This is a genomic window from Micromonospora sp. NPDC048986 (assembly GCF_040649335.1).
In the GTDB taxonomy this organism is placed as follows: Bacteria; Actinomycetota; Actinomycetes; order Mycobacteriales; family Micromonosporaceae; genus Micromonospora; species Micromonospora alfalfae.
Map to the genome: position 1 here is coordinate 33,360 of NZ_JBEZFJ010000019.1, position 12,349 is coordinate 45,708.

10 protein-coding genes are annotated in these 12,349 nt (G+C 71.9%); 5 read left to right on the forward strand and 5 right to left on the reverse strand.

The features are described 5' to 3' along the window. Positions 1-23: 23 nt before the first annotated feature. Positions 24-596 (forward strand): DUF5709 domain-containing protein, encoded by a 573-nt coding sequence (locus AB0B94_RS29885; RefSeq protein ID WP_357288056.1) that lies wholly within the window; start codon positions 24-26, stop codon positions 594-596. A gap of 7 nt (positions 597-603) precedes the next feature. Here AB0B94_RS29885 and AB0B94_RS29890 read toward each other — a convergent pair whose 3' ends face one another. Continuing rightward, positions 604-1,257 carry a response regulator transcription factor gene (locus AB0B94_RS29890; RefSeq protein ID WP_357288271.1) on the reverse strand — a complete coding sequence of 218 codons (654 nt, stop codon included), beginning with the start codon at positions 1,255-1,257 and terminating at the stop codon, positions 604-606. A 23-nt stretch (positions 1,258-1,280) separates the two neighbouring features. Beyond that, entirely contained in the window at positions 1,281-2,405 is a 1,125-nt protein-coding gene (locus AB0B94_RS29895) for a DUF5931 domain-containing protein (protein ID WP_357288059.1), read from the reverse strand. A 119-nt stretch (positions 2,406-2,524) separates the two neighbouring features. On the opposite strand from AB0B94_RS29895, the gene AB0B94_RS29900 reads away from it, so the two are divergent. Further along, positions 2,525-2,980: an ATP-binding protein gene (locus tag AB0B94_RS29900; protein ID WP_357288062.1), complete on the forward strand. Its 456-nt coding sequence runs from the start codon at positions 2,525-2,527 to the stop codon at positions 2,978-2,980. Between the two features lie 134 nt (positions 2,981-3,114). Here the strand turns inward: AB0B94_RS29900 and AB0B94_RS29905 are convergent, their stop codons facing one another. Next, positions 3,115-4,053 carry a ribose-phosphate pyrophosphokinase gene (locus AB0B94_RS29905; protein ID WP_091406120.1) on the reverse strand — a complete coding sequence of 313 codons (939 nt, stop codon included), beginning with the start codon at positions 4,051-4,053 and terminating at the stop codon, positions 3,115-3,117. Positions 4,054-4,155: 102 nt separating this feature from the next. Here AB0B94_RS29905 and glpK point away from each other — a divergent pair, with 102 nt between their 5' ends. Continuing rightward, positions 4,156-5,640: a glycerol kinase GlpK gene (glpK, locus tag AB0B94_RS29910; RefSeq protein ID WP_357288065.1), complete on the forward strand. Its 1,485-nt coding sequence runs from the start codon at positions 4,156-4,158 to the stop codon at positions 5,638-5,640. An 84-nt stretch (positions 5,641-5,724) separates the two neighbouring features. Here glpK and AB0B94_RS29915 read toward each other — a convergent pair whose 3' ends face one another. Next, positions 5,725-6,558, reverse strand: a complete 834-nt coding sequence (locus tag AB0B94_RS29915; RefSeq protein ID WP_357288068.1) for a phosphoribosylaminoimidazolesuccinocarboxamide synthase — start codon at positions 6,556-6,558, stop codon at positions 5,725-5,727. 138 nt (positions 6,559-6,696) lie between these two features. Here AB0B94_RS29915 and AB0B94_RS29920 point away from each other — a divergent pair, with 138 nt between their 5' ends. After that, entirely contained in the window at positions 6,697-8,052 is a 1,356-nt protein-coding gene (locus tag AB0B94_RS29920) for an extracellular solute-binding protein (RefSeq protein ID WP_357288071.1), read from the forward strand. A 22-nt stretch (positions 8,053-8,074) separates the two neighbouring features. On the opposite strand, the gene AB0B94_RS29925 is transcribed toward AB0B94_RS29920, so the two are convergent. Continuing rightward, positions 8,075-8,323, reverse strand: a complete 249-nt coding sequence (locus AB0B94_RS29925) for a hypothetical protein (protein WP_030336617.1) — start codon at positions 8,321-8,323, stop codon at positions 8,075-8,077. A gap of 163 nt (positions 8,324-8,486) precedes the next feature. Between AB0B94_RS29925 and AB0B94_RS29930 the strand changes: the two genes are divergently transcribed. After that, complete coding sequence (locus AB0B94_RS29930; RefSeq protein ID WP_357288074.1) at positions 8,487-12,260, forward strand: S8 family serine peptidase; 3,774 nt, start codon at positions 8,487-8,489, stop codon at positions 12,258-12,260. The last annotated feature ends 89 nt before the right edge of the window (positions 12,261-12,349 follow it).

A 12,349-nucleotide genomic window follows, 5' to 3' on the forward strand; every position in this document is an offset into this window, starting at 1 on the left:
AGGGCAGCGGGTAGTGATCAGACATGCGCGACAACGAGTTCCCGACCCCCGTGTCCGACACCGAGGCGCAAGGGCTGCCCGACACCGCCGATGACGACTCGACCGCCAACGACGACGTCCTCACCGGGCGCGAGGCGGACGGCCCGGACCCGGCCCAACTGCCCGGCGATCGGACGCCGGTGGCGGTGGACCGGTTCGGCACGACCGCCGAGGAGCAGCTCGACGGTGAGTCGTTGGACTACAAGCTCGACCGCGAGGTCTACGAGCGCCCGGCGGACGACCCGCTGGCCGGCACCATCGACCCGAAGATCGCCTTCGAGGCGGACAACCTGGAGGCCGCGGCGGAGGCTCAGCTGGACGCCGACGTGATGGATCCCGGGCCGACCTCGGACCCGAACTCACCGGTCTCCCTCTACGACCACGGTCAGCTCGGCACCGTGGCCGACGCCACAGTGGGCCGGCTGGTGGAACCGGACGAGGGGTCGCACACCGACCAGGAGACCGACTCGGTGGCGTACGACGCCGGATCGGCCGGGGGCGGAGCGACAGCCGAGGAGCTGGCCATCCACGAGACGGAGCCGCCGCGCTCGGTCTGACGCCCGCTCAGTCGTCCAGACCGCGCTCGATGGCGTACCGGGTCAGCTCGACCCGGTTGTGCAGTTGCAGCTTGCCCAGGGTGTTCTGCACGTGGTTCTGCACGGTGCGGTGCGACAGGCCGAGCCGCTGGGCGATCTGCTTGTACGACATCCCCTTCGCCACCAGCCGCAGCACCTCCGTCTCCCGTTCGGTGAGCTGGGGCGTCGCGGGTTCGGCAGCGCCGGCCGGGCCGGGCCCCCGCCCCGGTCCGGCGGCCAGCCGGCGGTACTCGCCGAGCACCAGCCCGGCCAGGCCGGGGGTGAAGACCGCGTCGCCGGCCGCGGTGCGGTGCACCGCCTCCAGGAACTCGGCGGGCGCTGTCGACTTCACCAGGTAACCGGTGGCCCCGGCCTTGACCGCGTCCAGCACGCTCTGCTGTTCGCCGCTGGCGCTGAGCATCAGCACCCGTACGGCGGGCAGCACCGCGCGCAACCCAAGGATCACCTCGACGCCGGAGATGTCGGGTAGTTGCAGATCGAGGACGACGACGTCGGGCCGGGCCGCGGCGGCCACCCGGATGGCCTGTCGTCCCTCGCCGCTGGTCGCCACCACCAGGAAACCGGCCTCGGTCAGGTCGCGGGCCACGCCCTCCCGCCACATCGGATGGTCGTCCACCACCATCACCCGGATCGGGTCCACCGCTGTCACCTCGGCACGCTCAGCTCGATCTCGGTGCCCGCCTCGGGGGCGGACACGATCCGCACCGTGCCGCCCACGTCGGCCACCCGGCCCCGGATCGACTGGGTCACGCCGAGCCGACCCTGGGCGGCCGCCTCGTCCAGCCGGCCGTCCGGGATGCCCGGACCCTCGTCGCGGATCGACACGGTCACCGTCGCCCCCTCGTCCTCGATCAGCACCCAGGCCCGTCCGCCGGCGTGCCGCCCCACGTTGTCGAGGGCCGCGCCGGTCGCGGCGGCCAACTCTCCGGCCACCCGTCGGGGCAGCGGCACCGGGGTGGCCGGGGCGGAGAGCGCCACCGCCGCCGAGGCGTACCGGCCGAGCAGGGTCCGCAGGTCCACCGCCTCGCCGCCGTCCGGGAGGCTCGCGGCGGCCGGGCCGGCGCCGGCGATCAGCGCCCGCAGGGCGACCTCCTGCTCGCCGGCCAGCCGGGCCAGCTCGCCGGCCTCCCCGGGCAGGTCGGCGCCGCGCCGCTGCACCAACGCCAGCACCTGGAGCACCGAGTCGTGAATGTCGCGGGCCAGCCGTTCCCGCTCCCGGGTGGCGGCCTCCAGCTCCACCGCGCGTTGCAACCGCTCCTCGGCGCGCACCGCGAGCCGGGCCACGTGCCCGACCACCACTCCGGCGAGCAGCATCAGGATCACCCCGGTGAACGAGGACTGGCCGATCCGCTCCCGGGTGGCCAGGTCCGCGCCGGCGACCAGCAACGCGGCGACGGTGCCCCGCCGCCGGCCACCGGAGACGGCCCAGGCCAGCACCGGGCCGGCCATCCAGGCCACACCCAGGGTGGGTACGCCGTGGGTGAGCGCCGTCCGGCCGACCACCCACGGGGTGGCCAGCACGATGGCCACCACCACCCCGAGGTCAGCCAGCAGCAGCGGCCAGCGCCGCCAGGCCGGTCGCGCGTACGCGATCGCTGTCGCGCCGGTCCAGGCGATCATCAGAACGATCAGGGCGCCGACGGCGTACGGGTGGGCGTACCGGTCGGCGTCGCGCACCGCGAGCGCGCAGACGTACGCCAGGGAGGCCAGCCTGAACACGGTGAGCGCACGCCACAGCGGCACCTCGAACCCACCCGGTGGCGACGGCATGGCGGTCAGGATGCCACAACCGGGCCGGCGCACGGCGAGCAGCGAGTGCGGTTCGGGAAACCCTGACGTACGGTGGAAAAGCCGCGAAATACTCCGAGATGCGCCGCCGGGACGGGCCCATGACGAACGCAGACCCGCACGCACCGCGTACGGTTGTGCCCATCGAACCTGCCCTCCTGATCGCCGAAGCCTTTGACCAGGCCCAGGTGACCGAGATTCGACACTCGGTCACCTCCTGCGCGCATGCCTCGGGTCTCAGCGGCCAACGGCTTGACGACTTCGTGCTCGCGATCAACGAATTGATCACCAACGCGGTGCGACACGGCGGTGGGCGTGGCTGGCTGCGGCTCTGGCGCGAGTCGGGGGCGCTGGTCTGCGAGGTCGCCGATCACGGGCACGGGATCAGCCCGCAACGGCTGCGCGACCGCAGTCGGCCCGCCCCGGACACCGCCGGCGGCTGGGGTCTCTGGCTGGCCCGCGAGCTGACCGACGCGATGGAGGTCGCCACCGGCACCGCCGGCACCACAGTCCGCATCTCCACCGGCCTGACAACCCGCAACCACACTCCCCGCTAACCCCCCTCGCGCCCTACCCCGCCCTTTCTGCGCGATCTTGCACTTACTGTCCCGACGAATCGTTCAGAACCGCTCATACCGGCGACCCGAACTGCAAGATCGCGCGGGGGCGGGGCGCGCGAGGGCGGGGCGGGTCAGGCGAAAAGGGCGGAGACGGATTCTCCGTTGTGGATTCGGCGCGTCGCCTCGGCCAGGGCGGGGGCCACCGACAGGACCTGCAACTTGGGGACCCGCTTGGCGGCCGGGATGGGCACCGTGTTGGTGCAGACGATCTCCAGGACACCGTCCTGGTCGCTGAGCCGCTGCAACGCGTCGCCGGAGAAGAGGCCGTGCGTGCAGGCGAGCCGGATCGACCGGACCTTCAGGCCGCGCAGATGCTCCATCAGCTCGACCACGGTGCTGCCCTTGGCGATCTCGTCGTCCAGCACTATGACGTCCCGGTCGGTCACGTCGCCGATCACTGCGCTGATCTTGACCAGGTCGTCGCTGAACCGCTGCTTCGCCCCGGCCGCCACCGGCGTGCCGAGCAGCCGGGCGAAGGCCGCGGCCTCCTTGGCGTTGCCCAGGTCGGGCGAGACCACCACAGTGTTGCTGAGGTCGTAGCGCCGGAAGTGGGTGGCCAGCTCCCGCAGCGCGTGCAGGTGATCCACCGGGACGCTGAAGAAGCCGTGCACCTGCGGCGAGTGCAGGGTCATCGCGAGCACCCGGTCCGCCCCGGCCGAGGTGAGCAGGTCGGCGACGAGCCGAGCGCCGATCGAGATCCGTGGCGCGTCCTTCTTGTCCGACCTGGCGTACGCGTAGTGCGGCAGCACCACAGTGATCCGACCGGCGGAGGCGCCCCGGGCGGCGTCGATCATCAGCAGCAGCTCGACCAGGTGCTCCTGCACCGGCGGCACCAACGGCTGGATCAGGAAGACGTCCCGCTCCCGGCAGTTGGCCTGCAACTGCACTTCCAGACAGTCGTTCGCGAACCGGGAGACCCGCACCGGGTGCAGCGGCACCCCCAGGTGGGCGCAGATCTCGGCAGCCAGGTCGGGATGGGCGGTTCCACTGAAAACTGCGATGTCGCGCACGTTCGCACATCGTAGGGGAAGTCGACGGCCGCCGACGGCGGCGGGCCGGAACCCGCGGTGAACGCCTGTCGCGCCGTACCGCCGTCCGGGTACGGTGCTGCGGTGACCCCCCAGTACGTCGCCGCCATCGACCAGGGCACCACCTCCTCGCGGTGCATCGTCTTCGACTCCGCAGGGGACATCGTCGCCGTGGCCCAGCGTGAGCACCGGCAGATCTTCCCCCGACCGGGGTGGGTGGAGCACGACGCCGAGGAGATCTGGGACAACGTCGAGCAGGTGGTCGCCGAGGCGCTGCGGGCCGCCGGCACCGACGCGTCCGGGCTGGCCGCCGTCGGCATCACCAACCAACGGGAGACCACTGTCGTCTGGGACCGGGCCACCGGTCGCCCGGTGGCCAACGCCATCGTCTGGCAGGACACCCGGACCGGGCCGCTGCTGCGCGAGCTCGCGTCGGCGTACGGCGAGGAGCGGTTCCGGGCCCGCACGGGCCTGCCGCTGGCCACCTACTTCGCCGGGCCGAAGCTGCGCTGGCTGCTCGACGAGGTCGACGGCCTACGCGAGCGCGCCGAGCGCGGCGAGGTGCTCTTCGGCACCATGGACAGCTGGCTGATCTGGAAGCTGACCGGCGAGCACGTCACCGATGTGACGAACGCCAGCCGGACCATGCTGATGGACCTCACGAGCCTGAACTGGGCCCCGGAGCTGCTGGACGCGATGGGTGTCCCGGCGGCCATGCTGCCGGAGATCCGCTGCTCCGCCGAGGTGTACGGCACGGCCGGCGGGGTGCTCGCCGGAGTGCCGGTGGCGAGTGCGCTCGGCGACCAGCAGGCCGCCCTGTTCGGGCAGACCTGCTTCCAGCCGGGTGAGGCGAAGTGCACCTACGGCACCGGCAGCTTCCTGCTGCTCAACACCGGCGCCACAGCTGTCCCGTCGACGCACGGCCTGCTCACCACCGTCGCCTACCGGATCAAGGACCAACCGCCGGCGTACGCCCTCGAAGGCGCCATCGCGGTCACCGGCTCGCTGGTGCAGTGGTTGCGCGACAACCTCGGGTTGATCTCCGCGGCCGCCGAGGTGGAGGAGTTGGCCCGAACCGTCGACGACAACGGCGGCTGCTACGTGGTGCCGGCGTTCTCGGGGCTGTTCGCCCCGCACTGGCGCAGCGACGCCCGCGGGGTGATCGCCGGGTTGACCGGCTACATCACCAAGGGGCACCTGGCGCGGGCGGTGCTGGAGGCGTCGGCGTGGCAGACCCGCGAGGTGGTCGACGCGATGGACGCCGACTCGGACGTGGCGCTGCGCCGTCTCCGGGTGGACGGCGGGATGACCGCCAACGGCCTGCTCATGCAGTTCCTCGCCGATGTGCTCGACGTGCCGGTGGTCCGCTCCCGGATCACCGAGACCACCTGCCTGGGCGCGGCGTACGCGGCCGGTCTGGCGGTCGGCTTCTGGCCGGACCTGGCCACCCTGCGTGCCCAGTGGCGCTCCGACGCGCAGTGGGAGTCGACGATGGCACCGGAGCTACGCGATCAGGAGCTGCGCCAGTGGCGCAAGGCGGTGCAGCGCACCCTCGACTGGGTGGAGTGACGCCGGCCCGGCGCCGGACGCCCACCCGTCCCGGCCAGGCACCCACCTGCGCGGTGCTGACCCGGTGGATCGCTGGCGCCCCGCTCAGCTCCAGCGGTTGCCGGTGAGCTTCTCGTAGACGTCGACGTAGCGGGCCCGGGTCGCCTCGACGACCTCGACGGGCACGTCCGGCGCCGGCTCCTGCTTGTTCCATCCGCTGCCGGTGGCCCAGTCCCGCACGTACTGCTTGTCGTAGGAGAACTGCACCCGCCCCGGCTGGTACGACTCGGCGGGCCAGAACCGTGACGAGTCGGAGGTGAGCAGCTCGTCGGCGAGGACCAGGGTGCCGTTCGGCGCCCAACCCAGCTCGATCTTGGTGTCGGCGATCAGGATGCCCCGGTCGGCGGCCAGTTCGGCGCCGCGCCGGTAGACGTCGAGGGTGATCTGCCGCAACCGCTCGGCGGTGGCCTGGCCCACCTTGGCCACCACGTCGTCGTAGGTGATGGGCTCGTCGTGCTCGCCGGCCGGCGCCTTGCTCGACGGCGTGAAGATCGGCTCGGGCAGGATCGACGCCTCACCGAGCCCGCGGGGCAGCGGCACGCCGGAGACCGCACCGGTCTGCTCGTACTCCCGCAGGCCGCCGCCGGTCAGGTAACCGCGGGCGACGCACTCGACCGGGACCATGTCCAGCCGCTGGCAGCGGATTGCCCGCCCGGCGAACTCGGCGGGCACGTCGGTGGCCGAGATGACGTGGTTCGGCACCAGGTCGGCGAGCTGCTCGAACCACCAGAGCGAGAGCGCGGTGAGCAGGCGACCCTTGTCCGGGATCGGCGTCGGCAGCGCCACGTCGTAGATCGAGATGCGATCCGAGGCCACCAGGATCAGGTCGTCGCCGTCGGCGTAGACGTCCCGGACCTTGCCCGAGTGCAGAAGTTCCACGCGCCCTAGTACACCACGCGAGATTGGAGGGGCCTGATTCGACCACCCGGCCGAGGGTGACCGGACGGACGTTGACACCTTCGTGCGCTGCCTGCGTGAATGGTCCGACCGCCACCGCCGTAGGTCCAGGAGAGCGCCGTGCCCCTTGTTCGACCCCCGATCGACCGCCTCGGCGCGGACCCGGGCCGACGCCGACTGCTCGGCGCGCTACTCGGCGCGCCTCTGCTCGCGTCCGGCGGGTTGGCGGGGTGCAGCGACGGCGCCGCCACCTCGACCCAAACCGGGCCCGTCGAGCTGTCGGTCTTCTGGTGGGGTGGCGCCAAGCGGGCCGAGCTCACCGAGAAGGCGCTGCGGCTCTACTCGGATCGCAACCCCCGGGTCACCTTCCGGGTCACCTGGCAGGGCGCCGAAGGTTACTACGACCGGCTGGCCACCCAGGCGGGCGGCGGGAACGTACCGGACCTGATCCAGATCGACGACGCCATGCTGACCGAGTACACCCAACGTCAGGTCATCCTCGATCTCACCGACCACCACCTGGATATTCGGGGCCTGCCGGAGGGTCTGATCCGCTACGGCACCGTGGAGGGGCGGACGATGGCGGTGGCCGCCGGGCAGACCCACGCCGTGGTGGTGTTCAACCGGGACCTGCTGCGGGAGCTGGAGATGCCGGAGCCCCGCACCGGGATGACCTGGGCCGACTACATCTCCTGGGCCACGCAGGTCACCGAGGCCAGCGACCGCCGGGTGGCCGGCACCATGGACGGGTCGGGCGACTACCGGGCGCTCTGGCTCTGGTTGCGGTCGCAGGGCGGCGAGTTCTACCGGGGCAACCAGCTCGGCTTCGGCGCCGACGAGCTGATCGCCTGGTTCGAGTTGTGGCAGCGGGCCCGCCGGGGCCGAGCCACGCCGAGCGCGGCCCTGGTCGAGCAGGCCGACAGCGGCGAGCCGGCCCGGCAACTCGTCGTGAACGGGGTGACGGCGGCGTCCTTCGCCTGGTCGCACCAACTGCCGGAGCTGCAACGACTCACCGAGTCGGAGTTGGGCATCGTCGGCTTCCCCGGCCCGACGGGGGCTCAGTGGGCGCGAGCGTCGATGTACTGGGCGGCGTTCCGGGGCACCCGCCACCCGGACGCGGTCGCCGACGTGATCAACTTTCTGACCACCAATGGTGAGGTTGGCGCCGTTCTCGGCCACGAACGTGGGTTGAACGCCAGCGCCGCGGTCCGCCGCTACGCCGAAGGCAGCATCACCGACCCGGCCCAGCGACGTGCCGCCGAGTTCGGCGCCAGCATCGCCGACCTGCTCGGACCGGCGCCGGCGCCGCCGCCCCAGGGGCACGCCAAGGTGCGCACCCTGCTGGTCGCCGCCGCCGAGCGCATCCGCGTCAAGCGCGATGGCACCCGCGAGGCCACCGCGCGCTTCCTGTCCCAGGCCATCGCGGCCCTGGCGGCCGGGAGCACCGGCGGCCAGCCTGGAGCCGGCCGCTGGTGACCCGCCGGCGCCTCGGGCCCGGTCAGCGCGGCGGGCCACCTCGCCGGTTGCGCATCAGCCGCAGCACCAGGAACACGACGATCGCGACCACCACCAGGCAGCAGAGCAGCGGGAGCACCCCAAAGCCACTGCGGCCTCGCCGCCGGGCGGCCTCCACCACGAGTTCGCCGGTGCCCGTGGACGCCCAGGCCGCGACGGGCACGAAGACCGCCAGTACGACCGCACCGAAGACCGCGCTCAGGCGGCCCCACCACTTACCGAATGAAGACATGTGCCCATCCTCGCCGAAGGGCGCAACCTCGGCACGTCGGTCCACGCCGAATCACGGGACCGGATGGTCCGGAAGCTCTCCGGCCGACGCGCAACGCGCTCGCAACGTCCCGGCAAAGATGATGATCTTTACATGAATCTCTCGAGGTGATCGGATTCGCCTCATGCTCAACTCTGTAGACAGTGCGCGGATCTCTCGCACCCGAAGATCTGCGGCGGCAGCGGTAGGCGTCACAATCGTCGCCGCCCTCCTCACCCCCACGGCGGCGCACGGCGCCCCACCGCCCCCACCACCGCCCACGGGACCCGCCCCGAGCGGCAACGCGGACCGCGCACCCGTCACTGTCACGCTGATCACCGGTGACCGGGTGACGGTGACCCCGGGCGTCCACGACGCAACCCCCTCGGTGGACATCAAGCGCGCCCCGGGCGCCACCGGCTCCGTACGCGTCTCCACTGAGGGTCGGGACACCTACGTGTACCCGGACGAGGCGTTGCCGTACCTCGCCACCGGTCGACTCGACAAGCAACTGTTCGACGTCACCCAGCTCATCGCCCAGGGCTACGACGACGCTCGTACCGGCGAACTCCCCCTGATCGTCACCCGCACGACGGGTGCGGCGAAGCTCAGGGCCGGCGCCACGCTGCCGGGCGCGCAGAGCACGTTGGAGCTTCCCTCCGTCAATGGTGAGGCGATCCGCACCCGCCGATCGCAGGCCGCGGACTTCTGGTCGGCCCTCACCAGTGGACAGTCGACGACCGGCCGCAGCGCTGCCACCCCGGCACCCTCCTTCGCCGCCGGCGTCGACAAGGTGTGGCTCGACGGCAAGGCGAAGGCCACCCTGGCCGACACCACCGCCCAGGTCGGCGCGCCCGCCGCGTGGGCCGCAGGTGGCACCGGCAGCGGTGTCCGGGTCGCCGTCCTGGACAGCGGGGTGGACACCACCCACCCGGATCTCGCCGATCAGGTGGTGGCCTCCCGGAGCTTCATCCCCGGTCAGGACGTGATCGACCGCAACGGGCACGGCACCCACACCGCGTCCACCGTCGCCGGGACGGGCGCCGCCTCCGGCGGCAGGGAACGAGGCGTGGCCCCCGACGCCGACCTGGTGATCGGCAAGGTCCTCGACGAGTACGGCAGCGGGTCCATCTCGGGGATCATCGCGGGCATGGAGTGGGCGGCACGGGCCGAGCACGCCAAAGTGATCAACATGAGCCTCGGCGTGAGCGCGTGGCACACCCAGGACGACCCGCTGAGCCAGGCCGTCAACCAGTTGACCGCCGAGACGGGTGCCCTCTTCGTCGTGGCCGCCGGCAACAGCGGACCAGACCCGTACACGCTCGGTGCGCCGGGTACCGCTGACGCCGCCCTGACAATCGGCGCGGTGGACACCTCCGACCACCTGGCGGGCTTCTCCAGCGTCGGGCCCCGGATGAACGACGAGGCCCTCAAGCCCGACATGACCGCTCCCGGGGTGGACGTGCTGGCGGCACGCTCGCAGCACATCTCCTGGGGTGAGGGCTACTACTACGTCGACAGTGGCACCTCGATGGCAGCGCCGCACGTCGCCGGGGCGGCCGCCCTGCTGGTGCAGAAGCACCCGACCTGGAGCGCGCGACAGGTCAAGGACGCGCTGATGAGCACCAGCGCCCGTACGCCCGACTACGACGCCTACCAGGCCGGTAGCGGTCGGTTGAACGTCGCCGCCGCCTACCACCAGGACCAGGTCATCGCGTCCGGGTCGGTGGACGCCGGGCTCGTCGGCTGGGGCACCGCACCACAGCCGATCAAGCGGACGATCACCTACACGAACACCACTGACAGCCCGATCGCGGTGGAGGTCTCCGTCGACCACGGCACCGCCCCCGCGCAGACGTTCACGGCAACCGCCGACCGTGTCACGGTGCCCGCTCGGGCCAGCGCGACTGTCGACGTCGTGGTGGCCCCGGCCGGCCTTCCCGCCGGCAGGTACTCCGCCCAGGTCACGGCCCGCTTCGCCGCCGGCGAGGTGCACACGGCCGTCGGGGTCGCCGTCGAGTCCAAGAAGTACGACCTCACCATCCACCTGAAGGACCGCACCGGCCGGCTAATGAGCGGCGAGGTCGAGGTCGTCAACGCCGAGACCGGCTCCGCCTTCATGTGGGTGCCGGACGGAAAGCTCACCGCCCGCCTGGCGCCCGGCTCCTACACAGTCGTCACTGCGGCGGACGTGGAGGGTCTGCACGGGCCCCACTCTCTCGGACTCGCGATGCTGACGGCACCCGAGGTCGACCTGACCGCCAACCGGCTCGTGGAACTCGACGCCGCGCGGGCCCGCCAGGTGAAGGTGGCGACACCCCAGCCGACCGCCGTCGTCAACAGCAGAATCGACGTCTACCGCTCCTTCACCTCAAGCGAGCCGACACCCACCGACTGGGGCGCACTGCGCGAGACGTTCTGGCCGGGCGCCGCCTACGACAGCCTGTGGGCCCTGCCGACCAGTGACAAGGTGCGCAAGGGCAGCTTCGTCTTCACCACCCGGATCCGCGCCGAGCAGACGCCGCTGGCGATCAGCTACCACGGTCGGCACCTCAGCGTCCCGCTCGCGCAGCCCGGTTCCCCGCCGCTGCCCGACGGCACCTCGCGCCTGGACGCCGTCTTCGCGGGAGCCGGCGGAGACGCCGACTACGCCGGCGTCTCCGCCCGCGGCAGGGCCGTGGTCGTCCGCAGCAACGAATCGGTGCCCCCCACGGATCAGGCAGCGGCGGCGCACACCGCCGGTGCGGCGATGCTCGTCGTGGTCAACGACCGCGCCGGCCGCAAGAGCGACTGGTACGGCAACCCCGACGCCGTGACGATCGGACCGGTCCCGGTGGCCTCGGTGACCATGGACGAGGGCGAGGCGTTGATCCAGAAGATCAGCGCTGCCGGCCGCACGCCGCTACGACTGGCCGTCGTCGCCCACCCCAGGGCGAAGTACCTGTACGACCTGGTGGACTACCACAGTGGCGGGGTGCCGAAGGACCCGTCCGCCAAGACCGACCCGCGCAACCTCGCCCGGATCGATCTCACCTTCTCCCCGCCCCCGGGGAAGCAGTCCAGCGAGACCCGGATGGACTTCCCGCCGTACGAGTACGGGGCGGCACGACCGTTCCCGTTCGAGCCGGTCGCGCCGGGGCCACGCACCGACTGGGTCTCCGCGGGCGGCGGCATCAAATGGATGCAGTACGCCGACGTCGCCGACTGGGCGCGGTCCAACACGGAGGCCATCGCTTACCGGCCGGGCAGCGTCCAGAAGGACCGCTGGTTCGGACCCATCACCCGGCCGCGGCTGCTCAGCACCGAGATCCCGTTCCGTGGTGAGACCGCCATGAGCGCCTACATCCAGGGGTTCGGCGACGCGGGCGCCGCCCACAGCGGCGGGGCCAGCATGTCGCAGATCGCCACGTTCTATCAGGGCGACAAGCAGCTGACCCAGTTCAACGGCTGGCCGGAGGTCGGCGCGGGTGACCTGTCACCGGCGAAGCTGCCGTACCGACTGGTCGTCGAGACCACGGGCAAGCCCGAGTTCAGCCCGTACTCGACCGCCACGCACACCGAGTGGAGCTTCGTCTCCGGCGGCAGCACCGAGGTGCAGGCCATCCCGCTGGTCCAACTGGACTACGGCACGGACGTGGACGTCGCGGGTCGGACGAAGCGCCGGACCGACTTCTCGATCACGCCGGTGGTGGTGGGCAGCACCGCTGCCCGCGACGCCGTGTCGTCACTCCAGTTGGAGATCTCCTACGACGACGGGGCGACCTGGCAGCGGCAGGACCTGCGGGAAAAGAAGGGAACCTGGCACGCGGCGCTGAACGCACCACGCGCTGCCGACTTCGTGTCGATCCGGGTCACCGCCGGGCAGCGCAACGGCGGCGGCGTCACCCAGACCGTCACCCGGGCCTTCGGCCTGCGGTAGAACCCGCCGGGGGTCGGCGCCGACGAGGTGCCGGCCCCCGCGGGCCCCTCATCACGACAGCGGCACCAAACAAGTCCGGCCCCCACAGT